This window comes from Pseudomonas marvdashtae (assembly GCF_014268655.2).
In the GTDB taxonomy this organism is placed as follows: domain Bacteria; phylum Pseudomonadota; class Gammaproteobacteria; order Pseudomonadales; family Pseudomonadaceae; genus Aquipseudomonas; species Aquipseudomonas marvdashtae.
This window is the reverse complement of sequence record NZ_JABWQX020000001.1, coordinates 2721883-2738467: the sequence shown is the minus strand read 5'-3', so window position 1 is coordinate 2738467 and position 16585 is coordinate 2721883. Positions and strand designations below refer to the sequence as shown.

Sequence of the window (16585 nt, the reverse complement as noted above, 5' to 3'; positions counted from 1 at the left end):
CGTTCCCACGCTCCTGCGTGGGAATGTCGCCCGGGACGCTCCGCGTTCCGCTTCTGGAAGGTGACGCAAAGCGTCACGGGATGCATTCCCACGCAGAGCGTGGGAACGATCAAAACACCCTATCACCCCTTAACCCACCACTCCCGCCGACTAAGCACAGGTTTTTTTAAAAACACCCTCTGCGGCAACAGCAACCAAGCCAACGCCGGCAACAGGATCAACGCCCCCAGCATGTTCACCAAAAACATGAAGGCCAGCAAAATCCCCATATCAGCCTGAAACTTGATCGGCGAAAAAGCCCAGGTCGATACCGCCACAGCCAACGTCATCCCCGTGAGCAACACCACTTTCCCAGTGAACAAAAGCGCCTGGTAATACGCCTGGGCCAACGTATCGCCGGCACGCATCCGCGCCAGGATCACGCTCAACACATACAGCGCATAATCCACACCGATCCCCACGCCCAATGCAATGACCGGCAATGTCGCGACTTTCACGCCCATGCCCAACCCCACCATCAGCGCTTCACACAGAATAGAAGTGAGCATCAGCGGCAGCATCGCGCACAGGGTCGCGCGCCAGCTACGAAACGTCAGCAAACACAGCAGGCTGACCGCACCGTAGACCCAGAACAGCATCTCGCGCATGGACTTCTTCACCACGATGTTCGTCGCCGCTTCGATCCCCGCGCTGCCGGCTGCCAACATGAATTTGACCTCTGGCAACGAGTGCCCAGCGATGAATTTCTCACTGGCCTCCACCACGCGGTTCAAGGTGTCAGCCTTGTGATCGGACAGGTAGACGTACAGCGAGAGCATCGAGCAACCCTGGTTGAACAGTTCTCGCGGCGCACGGGTTTGCACCGCGCCCAGCGCGCCGTCGTTGGGGATCAGTTCGTACCATTTGAAGTTGCCTTCGTTGTAACCGGCCGTGGCGATTTTGCTCAGCGCGGCCATCGAGGTGGTCGATTCCACGCCAGGCAGTTGCTCCAATTGCCAGGCCAGCGCATCCACCGCCGACAGGCTGGCGTAACGGGTGCATTGATCCTCTGGGGTCTTGATCATGACCACGAAGATGTCCGAGCTGGCCGCATAGTTTTGCGTCATGAACAGCGCATCGCGGTTGTAACGCGAGTCGGCCCGCAGCTCCGGAGCGCCAGGGTCCAGGTCGCCGATTTTCAGGTGCAGGCTCACGGCAAAACCGAACGCGGCCAGCAGCAAGCCAACCAGCATGGCGCCAATGGCCCAGCGTCGCTGGGTGAACAGATCGAGTGCACGCCACAGTGGATGCTTGACCTGCGCCTGCTGCTCGGTGGTTTCCGCACTCAAGCTGCGTTGCGCCGCCGCCGGGCTGACGCCGATGTAGCTGAGCAGGATCGGCAGCAGGATCAGGTTGGTGAAGATCAGCACCGCCACACCTAGGCTCGCGGTGATTGCCAGGTCCTGGATCACCCGGATATTGATCAGCAGCAACACGGCGAAGCCCACCGCATCGCACAGCAACGCGGTGATGCCAGCGGCGAACAGCCGACGGAAGGTATAACGCGCGGCGACCACCCGGTGAGTGCCACGGCCGATGTCCTGCATGATGCCGTTCATCTTCTGCGCGCCGTGGCTCATGCCGATGGCGAACACCAGGAACGGCACCAAGGCCGAGTACGGATCGAGCTCGTAACCGAGCAAGGCAAGCAGGCCCAGTTGCCAGAGCACCGCAGCCAGTGAGCACGTCACCACCACCAGGGTGCTGCGCGCGCAACGGGTGTAGCCAAACAGCACCAGGACCGTCACCAGCACCGCCACCACGAAGAACAGCAGGACCTGAGTCATCCCCTCGATCAGGTCGCCGACGATCTTGGTGAAACCGGTGATGTGGATTCGCAGGTCGTCAGTCTGGTACTTGTCGCGCAACGCCTCCAACTGCCGGGAGAAATCGCCATAGTCCAGCGCCTTGCCCGTCTGCGGATTGATTTCCAACAAAGGAACGAAGATCACGCTGGACTTGAAATTGCCGGCCACCAACTGACCGACTTCACCGGAACGGGCCACATTGGTCCGCACCTGTTCGATGCTGGTCGCCGAGCCATCGTAGTCGTCAGGAATGACGGTGCCGCCATCGAGCCCTTCTTCAGTCACGGCGGTCCAGCGCGTAGTCGGGGTCCATAACGACTTCATGTAGGGTCGATCGACACCTGGCAGCAGGTAAAGCTCATCGTTGAGCTTGGCCAGGGTGTCGAGGTAATCCTTGGTGAAGATGCTCCCCTGCTTGACCTCCACAGCGACGCGCAGCGAGTTGCCCAGGCCGCTCAACTCACTGCGGTTCTCAAGGAAATTGGCGACGTAGGGATGCCCGGTGGGAATGGTCTTCTCGTAGCTGGCATTGATGCCGATGCGCGTGGCTTGCCAGCCGAGCACCAGCGTCACCAGCAGGCACAGCAGGACCACCAGCGGTCGATGGTTGAAGATCGCCCGCTCGGCGAAGTTGCCCGAGGCCCGGTCGAAGTCTTCCTGGCGGCCGATCACGGTTTGGGTTCTGTCGTCTTTCAAGTTTGACTCCTGTTGCACGAGCCGTGGCCCGATAGCGCTACACCGTGAAGTTTCAAGGTTTACCCGAGGCCAGCGGATCCTGGTCGGCGGCCACGCCGCTCAAACCGACACTGGCCAGACTGCCGTCGACCGCCTGTTGCACGGCGGCGACCGTCCCGCCGCTGCGGCTTTGTCGCCTGTCAAAGCTGCGACCCTGGTCGTGACTGAATAAAAGCTCTCCGCCCTGGCTGGCCAACAGCAGGCTGCCGTCGCGCAATTGAAGCGCCGTCGACAGCGTCGATTCGATAGCGGTTTCCAGGCGTCGCCAACTGTCGCCACGGTCGTCTGACCACCAGGCATTGCCCCGTAGACCGTAGGCAACCAAGCCTCCATCGCGGATGCCGAGCAGGCCGAAAAAGCTGCCCTCGTAAGGTGACTTCAACGCCTGGAAAGACTGCCCGGCATCGGTCGAACGCAACAGCAGGCCGCGCTCGCCCACCAGTAGCAGAGCGTTGCCCACGGCGCGGATGCCATACAGGTTCAAGCCTTGCGGGTTGTCCACGTGTCCCATCCACGGCTGCCAGTTTCGGCCACCGTCGTTGGTCCGGTAGATCTGGTTGTAGGCGCCCACGACGTAGCCGTTCAGGCGGTCACTGAAATACAAATCGAGAAACGGCTTATCCGGTCCGTCATCGAGCATCTGCCGTGCCTGCGCGACATTGGCGGCGCCGCCCGGCCTGCCGGCATCGCGTCCGGCGACCTGCGCCGCCAGGGCGATGGCACGTTCACCGTCGAGTTGCTTCTGCCAGGTCTCGCCGCCATCCTGGGTGTGCAGCACCACGCCCAGATGGCCGACGGCCCAGCCCTGCTCGGCATCGACGAATTGCACCGCCGTCAGGCTGACGCTGACCGGCACCTTGGCCTGGCGCCAAGTCGCGCCAGCGTCATCGGAGAGCAGCACGATCCCGCGCTCGCCGACCGCCACCAGGCGTTCGCCGGCCCGGGCCAGCCCAAGCAATACCGCGCGCTGGGCCTTGGCGGTCGGCAGTGCCGGTTGCTGCAGCACTGCGAATGTCGTTGGCTGCGCGGCGACGGACACGTTTGCCCAGAGGCACAAGGCCAGGGCGCACGCCCCCCAAAGCGGACCGCGACTCACAAAGTTTCTTTCAGCTCTCATGTCTTCATCCCGCCTGGAAAATCGTAAGCGACCGCGGTGAGCCTCACCTCGCCACAGTCGCCACAGGTTCAGCGCATGTTTTCGTTGGCCATGGCATCCGGGGTGAAATAGGACGCCGAAGGTTTCGCGACTTTCTGGTACTGAACCGCCAGGTCGTTGCTCGATGAGTTGAGGAAGTAGGCCCCGGTGTCGAGGTTGTAGCTGCCCCACATGACCTGTGCGGTCAGGGCCGGCAGGTCCGGTGCCAGCAGCGTCAGCGAATACATCTGCCGGCCGAGCTTGCCTTGGGCGTCATAACCGTCGGCCATCAGGATCTGCCAGGAGTCCTCGTCGACGTAGTAAGTGCGACGTGGCACGACATGGCGCTTGCCAGATTTGAGCGTGGCCTCGACCACCCAGACCCGATGCTTCTCCCAACGCACCAGGTCGGGGTTGAGGAAGTTCGCCTTGACCAGGTCGTCGCTCTTGGCCAGCGCGGCGCGGTTATTGTTGTAGGCGACGACCAGCTCTTTTTTGCCCACCAGCTTGAGGTCATAACGATCGGTCGGCCCGAACAGCATGAACGCTTCGTCGAACAGGCCGACGCCGGAGGTCACGAAGTCCGGCGTGTCATAGGCAATGTTCGGTGCGCGGCGAACCCGGCGCTGACCGACCAGGTACTGCCAGGCCGCTCGATTGGACGGGTCCAGGTCCCAATGGGTCATGAGGCCTTCACCGGCCTTGGACGACGGCAATTCGGTGAACAGCTTGCCCAGCAGGTACTTGCCCGAATAGCTTTCCAGGCTGCCGCCTTCGACGTAGTAGGGAAACTGGTAGGTGTATTGAGCTCGAGTCGCCTGGACTTTCTTGCCACCGGCGGTCATCAGCCAAGTATCGAAAGGCGAGCTGATGGTGTCGCCGCCCTGCCAGGACAATCGATAATTCCACAACACCTGGGCACCGTTTTCCGGGATCGGGAACGGAATGCCGCCATAGGCGTTGGAGACTTTTTCGCTGTCCACGTCCAGGGTGGCGCGGGTAGCGTTCTTGCTGGTGTTGTCATAGACCCATTGCGGCGCGGCAGCCGAGCGATGGGTCGGGTAAACGTCCAGGCGGTAGTCGGGGTACTTTTTCAGCAGCAACTTGGTGCCTTCGGCCAATTCGCCGGCGTACTGCTCCATGTTCGCGGCCTTGATCGAGTACAGCGGTTTCTCACCGGCGAATGGATCGGGGCGCTTGTCACCCGGTTTGTAGCCGGGCGTGACCTGGGTGTAACCGCCCTGCCACGCCGGGATGCTGCCATCGGCATTGCCGGCACGCTCGCCGCCCAGGGGAGTCAGATCGGTTTTCAAACGGGCGGCCTGTTCGGGCGACACCGCTGCCTGCGCCAGCCCCATGCCGGCGAGGGCCAGGCTCAGGACGCAGGTGTTCAGGAAAGCTGTGTTCTGCATGGCGAATCCACCTTATTAGAATGAGGTTTTCACGTAGAGCGAGACGAAGTCGCGGTCGGCCAACGACTGTCCGTAACTGAAATTGCCGTCCTCGCGCAGCCCGGCTTTCGGGGCGCCGAAGAAGTTCACGTAATTGAGGCCGACGTCCCAGCGTTGCAGGTAGGTGGCTTTGAGCCCGACACTCCAGTCACCGGAATGGGTGTTGCCGAAGCCGGATTTGTTGACTGCCGATGAGCGCCCATCGAGCACGATCCCCATGCCGATCGGCACCGTCAGGTCGATCCCGTCGATAATCTGGAAATACGCCGGCTCCAGCAGCACCCGAAGCGCCGTGGCATCGCGGGTGGTGTTGGAATCCAGGGCGGCCGGGTTCTTGGTCACGCTCAGGGTGCGGTTCCAGGCCAGTTCGGCCAGGGCCGAGCCGCCGTCCCAGAATGCGGTGGGCGACAGCAGGTAAATCGCCGACAGGTTGGCGTGGGCGGTCTTGCCCCTGGCGAACAATTCATTGTCGCCACCATCGGCCTCCACACCGGGGGCCACCACTTGCAGGTTGCTCACCAGCGGCGCGTTCCAGCGCAACGAGGTTTCACCGGCAAAGTTGAACGGGCCATAGGCGGTGGAGAAACTGACGCCGGCGGTCTTGATGTCTTCGGCGTAGACCTGGCGATAGGAACCCAGGATCGGCAACCCGCTGGCCGCTGCCGCCGGACCGTCCAGGTAGGCGTACAACCCGATTGGCGCCTTATCGTGATACTGGGCCGCGTAGAAACCCAGCTCCAGCTCGGTGCCGCTCGGCTTGAAGCGGATTTGCATGCCGCCCTGCCCCGAGTTGCGCGGTTTCAGGTCGCCGCCATTGACCGTGTCGTTGCCGAACACTTCGCGCAACGGACCGCTGCCGTAACCGATCGCATCGACATCGCTCAGGTAGCTGCCGGCACCGGGCAGGTTGGAACGCTCCCACTCGAACTGATAGTAAGCGCCCACCGACAGCTGCGGGTTGATCTGCAATTGCCCGGAGATCTGATTGACCGGGCGCAGGATTTCCTTGAACTGAGTGCCCGGCACGCTGAGCAACTTGACGACGTCGGTCGGCCCCTGGGCATTGGCGATGCCGTTGCCACCGTAGAACAGGCTTTCCCCATAGATCAGGCTGTGCCGGCCCAGGCGCGCCACGCCCTGGGAGTCTTCACCCAGGTCACCGCGCACGAACACGAAGGCATCGAGAATTTCCGCGTCGCGACCGTGGAGCTCGCGGGTTTCGCTGAGGAAATGCGGTTGCTCGCGACTATCGGTGTCCTGGTTGTAGATATCGTCGTACCAGGCCGCGCCGCTCACCCGCAGTCCGTAGTTCTGCCGGCTGAGGTCCATTTCGGAAAACAGGTCCAGGCGGTTGGAGACCAAGCCGCGGCTGAAGTTCTTGTCGCCCTGGCTCTGGATCGAGGGGTAAAGGCCGTTGGCGGTTGGCGCGTTGACCAAGCGGCTGTCCTGCCCTTGCAGGCGCCAGGCCTGGCTGTACTTGATGGTGTTGTCCCAGCGCAGTTTCCAGTCGGAGTCACCCAGGTCCATTTGCATGGCCTCGGTCCTTTCGACCATCACACCGGTGCTGCACAACGCCAGGAACAGGGCGCAGTGCTTGAAACGAAAGCAATCTTTGAAGTTATCCATGGGGCGCTCTCATTATTGTTATTTTTGGCATGGCTTTGCTGCCAACGCTTAGGTAGCAGCTCGCGTTGGGGCTCATTTCAGACGTAGGTGGAGGCCAACCCACCATCGACCGGCAAGTTGACGCCGTTGATCCAGCGCGACTCGTCGGCACACAGGAAAGCGATCACCGCCGCCACCTCATCGGCATACGCCGGACGCTTCATGCGATGGGCATCGGCCTGGGTCCGCGCCTCCCCAAGCATGCTCACGAAGTCGTCGAGGATGGGTGTGAACACGGGACCTGGCGCGACACTGTTCATGCGCACCGAATGCTCAAGAAACCAGGGCTGGGCTTGCAGGTAGTTCCAGACGATCAAGGCTTCCTTGAAGTACTGGTAGCAGGTCTGGTCCGGCACCGGGTGGTCGGCCAACCAGGATTGGCCGGCGGCGAAACCGTCAGTGCGCGCCAGCGCCTTGTGCTGCTCCAGACGTAACGGCCACTCGGCGCCGAGGATTGAGGCGACGTTGACGATGCTGCCGCCAGCGTTGATCCGTGGCAGCAATGCGTGGCTCAAGTGACGCAACCCAAGGTAATTGACCCGCGCCAGCAGTTGCGGATCGGCGGTGCCCGGCACGCCGGCAATATTGCACAGGCTGTCGAACCGCGCGGGCAGCTGTGGCAGCAATCGTTCGATGTTCTCGGCGCTGCTCAGATCGGCCTGCACAAAACCGTCCAGGGTCATGTGCGGGGCCTTGAGGTCCACGCCAATCACCTGGGCGCCATGGGCGCGCAGCAGGCTCGCCGTGGCAGCGCCAATACCCGACGAGACACCGGTCACCAGCACAATCTTGTTGTCGAGTTTCATGTTGAGTCCTCTTATTGTTTTTGTGTGCTCGCAGGGGCCTCAGCTCATTGGCCCCTGCAGGAAACCGGCCGGTCAGAACGGGTAAATCGGCGCCTTGTCCTTGACTGTCACCCACTGCCATTGGGTGTACTCGTCCCAGTCCGCCGGGCCGCCGACGCTGCCGCCATTGCCCGAGGCACCGCGCCCGCCGAACGGGTTGATGCATTCATCGGCGACGGTCTGGTCATTGATGTGCAACATGCCGCACTGCAACCGCTCGCCGATGGCCATGGCCCGGCCCACCGATGGCGAAATAACTGCCGCCGAAAGCCCGTACTCGGTGCGGTTGGCCAACTCGATGGCTTGCTCGTCGGTGGTGAAACTGACCACCGTCGCCACGGGGCCGAAAAGTTCTTCCTCAAAGGCACGCATGCCCGGCTTCACGCCACTGAGCACGGTAGGCTGATAGAACAATTGGTCGTACTCGCCGCCCGTTTCCAACGTTGCGCCGGCGTCTACGCTGTCGCGGACGATGGCATGCACGCGTTGCAACTGCCGCTGATTGATCAATGGCCCCAACGCCGCTTCTTCGCGGGCGGCGTTACCCACGGTCAACGCCCGGGCCTTTTCCACCAACTTGCTGGTCAGCGCCTGGACAATGGATTGATGGGCGAGAATCAATCCGGTCGCCATGCAGATCTGCCCCTGATGCAGCCAGGCGCCCCAGGCAGCGTTCCGGGCGGCGAGGTCCAGATCGGCGTCTTCAAGGACGATCAATGGGTTCTTGCCGCCCAGTTCCAAGGCAACTTTCTTCAGGTTGCGCCCGGCTACTTCGGCCACTTTTCGACCCGCACCGGTCGAGCCGGTGAAGGCGATCATTTGAACATTCGGGTCACGGCACAGCGCCTCTCCGGCATCCGCCGCGCCGGGCAACACTTGAAGCAGTCCCTTGGGCAAGCCTGCGGCCTCGAACAGCCGGGCGATGAGAAAACCGCCACTGACCGGTGTCTGCGGATCGGGCTTGAGCACCACCGCGTTGCCCGCCGCGAGCGCAGGCGCCACGGAGCGCATCGACAACACCAATGGGAAATTGAACGGCGAGATCACGCCAATCACCCCGTGGGGCAAGCGTCGCGCATAGGACAGGCGCCCTGCTTCGCTGGGCAACACCACACCATGCGCCTGGGATAACATGCCGGCTGCCTGATGCAACAGGACGATCGCCTCACGCACCTCGTGCTGGCCCTTGAACAGCGCCGCGCCGGTTTCCCGGGCGACGTACAGAGCCAGTTCCGCGAAGGACTGTTCGGCCACATCGGCCGCCTTGCGAAAGATTGCCGCCCGTTCCCGTGGTCCCAGCGCGGCCCAGGCAGGCTGCGCCAGGGCGGCGTCGCGGCAGGCCTTGGCGATATCGGCGGCATCGGCCGTGGCACTGCGCATCAGCGCCTCGCCAGTGGCCGGCTCGATGATCGACAGCAGCGGGCCCGAGGCACGCACCCAGTCCCCGTTGAAGATAGATTCGGACGCAATCACCTGAGCTAACAGGTGGTTTTCGGATGCAGACATTTGAAGCTCCCGGCTCTTTGTTGTTGTCATCGTTTGCCGCGCCTTGCCAGCGCTCGGGCAAACGCCGTGCAAGTGCTTGAGCAAGCCGTGTGCCGGTTTCGTTCCCGGGCCCGCACAAACATGGCGCAAGGCTCTGGATCAACGCTTTTGGACGGACCCGACGAGCACACTGCATCCGCCGACCCCGCCACTGGCCGATCGCCACTTGTTCATTTGATAAAGTTATGCTTAATAACTATCTCGCCAGGTGCTCATTTCGACTACCGCCATCAGGGGCATAACAATGAATAATCCCCACTGTCCGCTGCCGGAACGGATTGCTACCGAGCCTTTTCGCCCACGGGGCGACAGCAAAGAACTGACCGACAGCAGCTCGCCGACACCGGCGGAACTGACCAACTGCCTGTTTTTCTCCCCTGACGACGGGCGTATCTGGCTCAACGACCAGCGCATGTTGCTGCTGCACAGCTCGTCTTTTGGCGCCTTGCGCCGCGAAATCATCGAGCGCCAGGGACTGGAACAGGCCCGGGGCATGCTCACCCGCACCGGCTATTGCTCTGGCGCCCGGGACGCCCGGCTGATTCGTGAACGCTGGCCTCACGCGGATGCGGCGGCGGTGTTTCGCGCGGGCACGCACCTGCATACCCTCGAAGGCATGACCAAGGTCGAACCGCTGCACTTCAAGTTCGATGCGCAATCGGGATTCTACGAGGGGGAATTCCTCTGGCATCACTCCTGCGAAGCCGACGAACATATCGCCGCCTATGGCACCGGGCAGGATCCGGTGTGCTGGACCGAGCTGGGCTATGCCATCGGTTTCGTCAGTGGGTTGTTCGGGCAATTGGTGATCTTCCGCGAAGTGGAATGCCGGGGCATGGGGCACGAACGCTGCCGTGTCGTCGGCAAGACTGCCGAGCAGTGGGGAGACGTCGAGCGCGACCTGAGCTACCTCAATGCCTCGCAACCGGCGACGGCCCCGCCGCCCGATGCACGTACCGACCGTTTGGCCGCCAGCGAACCGCTGCCTGACAGCGAACAGCCCTTGATCGGCGCCAGTTCGGCGTTCAACGCGGCGACGCTGGCCTTGCAGCGAGTCGCCCTGACACCCGCCACGGTGCTGGTTACCGGCGAGTCCGGCGTGGGCAAGGAAATGTTCGCCCGCCAGTTGCATCAACTCAGCCGTCGCCGCCAAGGCCCCTTCATCGCGCTCAACTGCGCGGCCATCCCCGACAACCTGATCGAGGCCGAGCTGTTCGGCGTCGAGCGCGGCGCCTACACCGGCGCAACCCATTCACGCCCCGGCCGTTTCGAACGTGCCCACGGCGGCACACTGTTTCTTGACGAAATCACCTGCTTGAGCCTGGCCGGCCAAGGCAAGCTGTTGCGCGCATTGCAGGAACGGGAGATCGAACGGGTCGGTGGCGGACATGGCATCAAGGTTGACGTACGGGTAGTGGCGGCGACCAATATCGACCTGCGCAAAGCCGTGGAGCAAGGCGAGTTCCGGGAAGACCTGTTCTATCGACTCAATGTCTATCCCATCGCCCTGCCGCCCTTGCGCGATCGCCGCGATGACATCCCCTTGCTGATCAACGCGTTCCTCAAGCGGTTTTGCCTGGAATACGGTCGTAAGCCGGTGGGCCTGACCATGCGCGCTTTGAAGGTCCTGCTGCGCTATGACTTTCCGGGCAATGTGCGGGAGCTGCAAAACCTCATCGAACGGGGCCTGATTGCCAGCGAAGAAGGCCAGGCCATCGACCTGATGCATTTGTTTCGCGACGAGCGATTGCCGGTGGACGCGTACTCGGTCGACGACCACGGCGGCTTGTCACCATTGGGCGCCACGACGGGCGAAGGCGCGGCAAAGACACCCTTGCTGAAGTCCCTTAGTCAGTTGGACGCAGATTTTTCCATTGACGGCCTGGAGTCACGCTTGATCAACGAAGCCTTGCAACTGAACAGCGGCAACCTGGCGGCCGCATCCAGGGCGCTGGGGCTGAGTCGGGCGCAGTTCGCCTATCGGTTGAAGAAGCATCAACGCGTCGGCGAATGAACAAAAGGCCTGTGCTCCTGCCACTTTTGTGGCGGGCTCCGTTAACCCTTGACGCACACCACCTGACGCAAGGTATGCAGCACTTCCACGAGTTCACGTTGTGCATGCATTACATTGTCTATGTCTTTGTATGCCATAGGAATTTCATCGATGACGGCGGCGTCCTTGCGGCATTCCACATGGGCGGTGGCGCGGACTTGATCCTCGACAGTGAAGCGCTTCTTCGCCTCGGTCCGGCTCATGACCCGACCGGCACCGTGGCTGCACGAGCAAAACGATTGCTCATTGCCCAAGCCACGCACGATGAAGCTCCTGGCCCCCATCGATCCGGGGATTATGCCCAACTCGCCTTTCCTGGCGGACACCGCTCCTTTGCGCGTCACCAGCACATCGTGCCCGAAGTGTCGCTCTTTCTGCACATAGTTGTGATGGCAGTTCACCGCTTCCAGCGCCACTTCAAACGGTTTACTGATGACCTGGCGCGTGGCGCGTATCACTGCGTCCATCATCAATGCCCGGTTCTGCCGGGCGAAATCCTGGGCCCAGCCCACGGCTTCGACATAGTCATCGAAATGCCGACTGCCCTCCTCGAAGTAAGCCAGGTCACGGTCCGGCAGATTGGCGATGTGCTGGCGCATGTCGGCCTGGGCCAGTTGGATGAACAGGTTGCCAATGGCGTTGCCCACTCCCCGCGAACCGCTGTGCAACATGAACCAGACCCGGTTCGCTTCATCCAGGCAGACTTCGATGAAATGATTGCCGCTGCCCAGGGTGCCCAGGTGCTGACGATTATTGGTCCGGACCAGCTTCGGGTATTTGTCGGTGATCGTCTTGAACCTTGCTGCCAGTGCCGCCCAAGCCTGGTCAGCCTCCCGTGGAACGCTGTTCCAGGCGCCCTTGTCGCGTCCGCCGTGGCTGAGGGTGCGTCCATGGGGCACGGCCTTTTCGATGGCGCTGCGCAATGCATGGAGATGATCCGGCAAGTCAGCGGCGTCCAATGAAGTACGGGCGGCAATCATGCCGCAACCAATATCCACCCCCACCGCCGCAGGAATGATCGCCCCGACGGTCGGAATCACACTGCCGATGGTCGAGCCCTTGCCCAGGTGCACATCGGGCATCACTGCCAGATGTTTGAAGATAAACGGCATTTTCGCGGTGTTCATCAACTGCTGGCGGGCTTCGGGTTCCACCGGTACGCCTTGGGTCCAGAGCTTGATGGGCTTGCCGTTGGCAACTTCCAGCAGATCGTAGGTTTTCTCGTGCATGACTGGCGTTCTGTTCTATTGGGGAGCCGGCGTCTTGCCGGCTTAACGTTTCGACACCGGCCATGAACGCAGATTCACGGGCGGTCCGTCGAACCTGATTGCGTGACAGGATGTGGCGAGTTTGCAGCCATCCCCCGACGATAGTCACTGGGCGTCTGGTTCATTTCGATACGGAAATGCCGATTGAAGTTGGACAGGTTGTTGTAGCCCACTTCAAAACAGATATCGGTCACCGCCATCTCACTCTGTGACAGCAGCCGGCAGGCGCGCTGCACCCGGAGTTTGCGCATCAGGTCGATAAACCCATGGCCGGTGATGCGTTTGAAGAAGCGCGAGAATCCCGGCTCGCTCATGCCCAGTTGCCGGGCGATCACGGACAAGCGCACGTCACCGGTGAGTTCGGCTTGCAGGTATTCGAAGGCTTTCTGGATGCGCTCCGAGCTGCGGGCATCAAGGGTTGGCGCATAACAAGGGCTGGCCAGGCACAAGACCTCCCTCTCGCCAGCGCGGCCAAGGGTATCGAGCAGCTCGAAAAACAGCGCCAGTCGCGCCACCCCCCGGGCTGGCCCGATTGCTTCGAGCAGGTGCGCGGCGTGCCGCGCGGTGTCGCCGCTAAAGGCCAGGCCGCGTCGGGCCTGTTCGAACAGTCGCTGCAAGTCCCCCAGTTCCGGCAGCGTCTGGCGCAGGGTCATCAGCGTGGCACCGTCGAATTGCAGCACCACATCGCGTCCGGCCAGATATTCGTCCGGCGCCAGGTCACCCATCCAGTCGTGGGGCAGGTCCGGGCCGATCATCGCCACATGGCCAGGCCCGAATGGGCCGATATAGTCGCCGGCCAGTAGCCTGCCGCTGCCCTGGCGGATCAGGTGTATTTCAAATTCAGGATGATGATTCCAGCGCGCCATCGGATAAGGGTAGTCGTGTTCGTACCAGCGAAAGCTGTGCTCAGGTTCCGGCAGGATGACTTCAAGCTCGGCCGGTCGCTGGTCGTAAAGGAGCGTTAGGTGATCAGGCATGTCGTGCCTCTTTTATCATTTGGACCGCACATTACGCCGGCTGCCCAGCGGTCCGCCAGCTTCGCACTAACGGCCCACTGATACTTTTTTGACCGCTATGTTCGACGGTTAAAAAAGTATCACGCAGCGATCCTCTGCGCGTTTGTCGGCCATCCAGTCGCACGGGTGTAATCGCCTTGTCATCGACGGCTCGCGGATCCGTCCAACTGCCCAAGCAATGACGGCTTAGCCAATACCCGTGGCGAGGGAGTTTGCTCCCTCGCCACAAGGGCTCACGGACATTCACTTTTTATTCTTCAGGACAAGACCACCCCATGAAACGACTGCAAGGTAAAAGCGCATTGATAACCGGTGCCGCCCGTGGCATCGGCCGGACGTTTGCCCAGGCCTATATCGACGAAGGCGCTACCGTCGCCATTGCCGACATCGACCTGGAACGGGCCCAACGCACCGCCATCGAACTGGGCGCCAATGCTTACGCGGTGAAGATGGACGTCACTGACCAGTGCTCGATCGACCAGGCCATCGACGCCGTCGTGGCCCGGGCGGGCAAGCTGGATATCCTGGTCAATAATGCGGCGCTGTTCGACCTGGCGCCCATCGTGGAGATCAGCCGCCAGAGCTACGAGCGGCTGTTCTCCATCAATGTCGCCGGCACCCTGTTCACGCTGCAGGCCGCGGCCCGGCAGATGATCCGCCAGGGTCACGGCGGCAAGATCATCAACATGGCGAGCCAGGCCGGCCGGCGTGGCGAGGCCCTGGTGGCGGTGTATTGCGCGTCCAAGGCCGCGGTGATCAGCCTGACCCAGTCCGCCGGGCTGGACTTGATCAAGCACCGGATCAACGTCAACGCCATCGCCCCCGGCGTGGTGGACGGTGAACATTGGGACGGCGTCGACGCGCTGTTCGCGCGCCAGGAAAACCTTCCCCTGGGGGAAAAGAAACGCCAGGTCGGACAGCAGGTGCCTTACGGGCGCATGGGTACCGCGCAGGACCTCGTCGGCATGGCTGTTTTCCTGGCATCGGCGGAAAGCGAATACATCGTGGCACAGACCTACAACGTCGACGGCGGCAACTGGATGGGCTGACACGCCACGGCTTTTAAGCCCTTGAGACGATGAAAATGGACCTATTCGCGTGAAAATTGATCCCACTACTTGAGGACTGTCCCGAACGGTACCAAACGGTACAGTTCCAAGGGATATCAAGAGAGCGTGAATACCGTTGCCCCAGCGGGGCAAAAATTGCGCATCATAGGCGCCGTCCGCTCAAGGGAGATTTACATGCGTGCCATTTTTTCCGCCATGCGTCTTGCCATACTGTCGCTGGGGCTGGCGTTTTCTGTCAGTGCGGTAGCCACCGAAGAGACGAAACTGGTCGAGTCCATCAACCTCTACCGCAGCCAGTCCCAGAGCTGCGCCGGCCAGGCGTCCCTGGAGCTGCCGCCGCTGGCGATGGATTCACGGTTGATCCTCTCGGCCAATGGCATTGGCGATTTGCAACAAGCGCTGGCCCGGGCGGCCTATCCAATGGTCAATGTCCAAGCCATCAGCCTGTCCGGGCCCCGCGATGCGCAGGCCGCGATAAAGGCTGTGCAGGAAAGCTTCTGCCAGGTCGTTCTCGACCCGCAATTCATCGACATCGGCGTGAGCCGGCTGGACCGTGAATGGCGCATCGTGCTGGCTCGTCCGTTGTTGTCGGCGCGTCTTGGAGACTGGCAGACCGAAGGCCAGAAGTTGCTCAAACTCATCAACAGCGCTCGCGCGCAACCACGCCGTTGTGGCACCGAAGCCTTCGCCGCCACGACGCCGCTGGCCTGGAACGCTACGCTGGCCCTGGCCGCCGTGAATCACACCCGCGCCATGGCCAATAACAACTTCTTCGATCACCGCGACCGTGATGGGCGCATGCCTGGCGACCGCGCCGAGCTGGCGGGCTATCTGGGCCTGGCCATCGGTGAAAACATTGCCGCTGGGCAGGACACAGCGTTGAAGGTGGTAGACGGCTGGCTGGCCAGTCCCGGGCACTGCGCCAACCTGATGAATCCGCAATTTCGCGAATTGGGGGCTGGGTATGCGATGGACCCGAAAAGTGATGCGGGGATCTATTGGACGGCGATGTTCGGGACTCAATAACGGTGGTTGGCCTACTCCTGTCGCAACACCTGCCGCACATGTCGCATGAACTGGCTCAACGACGGAGATTGGGCCACTGGCTTGCGTTGCAGCAGGCCAATCGAGCGTTTTGCCGGTTGGTCGATGGCCGTGACCGCACACTGCTCACCGATGTTGAACACCGCCGTGCAACTGGCCGGTAACAGCGAAAACCCCAACCCTTCGCGCACCAGGGCCGTGGCCGTGCTCATGTGCGCGACCTCCCAGGCCGGGACAGGGTCAACGTTCAAATAGCGCAACGCCGCGTCAGCCAAGGGGCGAATGCTGGTGTCCGGCGTAAGCGCGATGTAGGGCTGGCGTTTCCAGTCTTCCTCGCCGTCAGGCTGGTTCGTCTTGTGACTGAGCAATACCAGGTTGTCATCCAGTAGCCGGGCGAAGCTCAGCCCGGACAGATCGTCAGGCAACGAACTGATGCCGGCCTCCACCTCGCCGCGCTGCACCCAGCCCATGATTTCCCCGGCTCGGCCGTCCAGCAAGGTCACCGTCACACCCGGGTTGTCGCGCTGGAAAGTGGCCATGGCGGCCGGCAGGAACGACGCTGCGGCCGTAGGCAGGGCCGCCAGCCGTAGCGTGCCACGGCTCAGGCTCAAGGTGTCGCGAGCGTCGCGCACGGCATCGTCCATGTCCCGGAGCATGCGCCGGGCCTGGGGCAGAAAGTGCTCGCCGGCGGGCGTCAGCTCCACGCTGCGGGTGTTACGGGCAAGCAACTGCAAGCCCATGCTCTCTTCCAGTTTGCGAATGCTGTAGCTCAGCGCCGGCTGGGACAGGTGCAGTTGTTCCGCCGTACGGGTGAAACTGGACGTTTCGGCGATCAGGATGAAAGCCCGCAGCTGGCGAAAAGATACGTTCATGGGCCGCTCATAAAATTAATGAATCAATTGATTCTATCT

Annotated in this window: 12 protein-coding genes; 3 read left to right on the top strand and 9 right to left on the bottom strand. The window is 62.0% G+C overall.

The window, feature by feature from the left end; translation table 11 throughout:
• Positions 1–122: 122 nt before the first annotated feature.
• The 6 genes from HU742_RS12315 to HU742_RS12290 all read right to left on the bottom strand — a co-directional run bounded on the left by HU742_RS12315 (position 123) and on the right by HU742_RS12290 (position 9184).
• Positions 123–2543 (bottom strand): efflux RND transporter permease subunit, encoded by a 2421-nt coding sequence (locus HU742_RS12315; RefSeq protein ID WP_186642671.1) that lies wholly within the window; start codon positions 2541–2543, stop codon positions 123–125.
• 52 nt (positions 2544–2595) lie between these two features.
• Positions 2596–3699, bottom strand: coding sequence for a WD40/YVTN/BNR-like repeat-containing protein (locus HU742_RS12310; RefSeq protein WP_186642670.1), 1104 nt, complete (start codon positions 3697–3699; stop codon positions 2596–2598).
• A 68-nt stretch (positions 3700–3767) separates the two neighbouring features.
• Positions 3768–5129: a DUF1329 domain-containing protein gene (locus HU742_RS12305; protein WP_186642669.1), complete on the bottom strand. Its 1362-nt coding sequence runs from the start codon at positions 5127–5129 to the stop codon at positions 3768–3770.
• A gap of 15 nt (positions 5130–5144) precedes the next feature.
• Positions 5145–6794, bottom strand: coding sequence for a DUF1302 domain-containing protein (locus HU742_RS12300; RefSeq protein WP_186642668.1), 1650 nt, complete (start codon positions 6792–6794; stop codon positions 5145–5147).
• Positions 6795–6871: 77 nt separating this feature from the next.
• On the bottom strand, positions 6872–7639 hold the full coding sequence (locus HU742_RS12295) for a coniferyl-alcohol dehydrogenase (protein WP_186642667.1): 768 nt from the start codon (positions 7637–7639) through the stop codon (positions 6872–6874).
• A 72-nt stretch (positions 7640–7711) separates the two neighbouring features.
• Positions 7712–9184: a benzaldehyde dehydrogenase gene (locus tag HU742_RS12290; RefSeq protein ID WP_186642666.1), complete on the bottom strand. Its 1473-nt coding sequence runs from the start codon at positions 9182–9184 to the stop codon at positions 7712–7714.
• A 283-nt stretch (positions 9185–9467) separates the two neighbouring features.
• Between HU742_RS12290 and HU742_RS12285 the strand changes: the two genes are divergently transcribed.
• Complete coding sequence (locus HU742_RS12285) at positions 9468–11237, top strand: sigma-54-dependent Fis family transcriptional regulator (protein ID WP_186632218.1); 1770 nt, start codon at positions 9468–9470, stop codon at positions 11235–11237.
• 41 nt (positions 11238–11278) lie between these two features.
• Here the strand turns inward: HU742_RS12285 and HU742_RS12280 are convergent, their stop codons facing one another.
• Positions 11279–12505 carry an RtcB family protein gene (locus HU742_RS12280; RefSeq protein ID WP_186642665.1) on the bottom strand — a complete coding sequence of 409 codons (1227 nt, stop codon included), beginning with the start codon at positions 12503–12505 and terminating at the stop codon, positions 11279–11281.
• Between the two features lie 74 nt (positions 12506–12579).
• Complete coding sequence (locus HU742_RS12275) at positions 12580–13521, bottom strand: AraC family transcriptional regulator (protein ID WP_186642664.1); 942 nt, start codon at positions 13519–13521, stop codon at positions 12580–12582.
• Positions 13522–13835: 314 nt separating this feature from the next.
• On the opposite strand from HU742_RS12275, the gene HU742_RS12270 reads away from it, so the two are divergent.
• Both HU742_RS12270 and HU742_RS12265 read left to right on the top strand, forming a co-directional pair.
• Positions 13836–14609 (top strand): L-iditol 2-dehydrogenase, encoded by a 774-nt coding sequence (locus HU742_RS12270; protein WP_186632210.1) that lies wholly within the window; start codon positions 13836–13838, stop codon positions 14607–14609.
• Between the two features lie 195 nt (positions 14610–14804).
• The gene (locus tag HU742_RS12265) at positions 14805–15656 is read left to right on the top strand and encodes a CAP domain-containing protein (protein WP_186642663.1); all 852 of its coding nucleotides are present in this window, start codon (positions 14805–14807) and stop codon (positions 15654–15656) included.
• 11 nt (positions 15657–15667) lie between these two features.
• Here HU742_RS12265 and HU742_RS12260 read toward each other — a convergent pair whose 3' ends face one another.
• Positions 15668–16546, bottom strand: coding sequence for a LysR family transcriptional regulator (locus HU742_RS12260; protein ID WP_186632205.1), 879 nt, complete (start codon positions 16544–16546; stop codon positions 15668–15670).
• Positions 16547–16585: the final 39 nt, after the last annotated feature.

Excerpts from the sequence above, each read along its gene's own strand:
- HU742_RS12310 (WP_186642670.1), bottom strand. The coding sequence starts at position 3,699 with ATGAGAGCTGAAAGAAACTTTGTGAGTCGCGGTCCGCTTTGGGGGGCG.
- HU742_RS12305 (WP_186642669.1), bottom strand. The coding sequence starts at position 5,129 with ATGCAGAACACAGCTTTCCTGAACACCTGCGTCCTGAGCCTGGCCCTC.
- HU742_RS12300 (WP_186642668.1), bottom strand. The coding sequence starts at position 6,794 with ATGGATAACTTCAAAGATTGCTTTCGTTTCAAGCACTGCGCCCTGTTC.
- HU742_RS12295 (WP_186642667.1), bottom strand. The coding sequence starts at position 7,639 with ATGAAACTCGACAACAAGATTGTGCTGGTGACCGGTGTCTCGTCGGGT.
- HU742_RS12290 (WP_186642666.1), bottom strand. The coding sequence starts at position 9,184 with ATGTCTGCATCCGAAAACCACCTGTTAGCTCAGGTGATTGCGTCCGAA.
- HU742_RS12285 (WP_186632218.1), top strand. The coding sequence starts at position 9,468 with ATGAATAATCCCCACTGTCCGCTGCCGGAACGGATTGCTACCGAGCCT.
- HU742_RS12280 (WP_186642665.1), bottom strand. The coding sequence starts at position 12,505 with ATGCACGAGAAAACCTACGATCTGCTGGAAGTTGCCAACGGCAAGCCC.
- HU742_RS12275 (WP_186642664.1), bottom strand. The coding sequence starts at position 13,521 with ATGCCTGATCACCTAACGCTCCTTTACGACCAGCGACCGGCCGAGCTT.
- HU742_RS12270 (WP_186632210.1), top strand. The coding sequence starts at position 13,836 with ATGAAACGACTGCAAGGTAAAAGCGCATTGATAACCGGTGCCGCCCGT.
- HU742_RS12265 (WP_186642663.1), top strand. The coding sequence starts at position 14,805 with ATGCGTGCCATTTTTTCCGCCATGCGTCTTGCCATACTGTCGCTGGGG.
- HU742_RS12260 (WP_186632205.1), bottom strand. The coding sequence starts at position 16,546 with ATGAACGTATCTTTTCGCCAGCTGCGGGCTTTCATCCTGATCGCCGAA.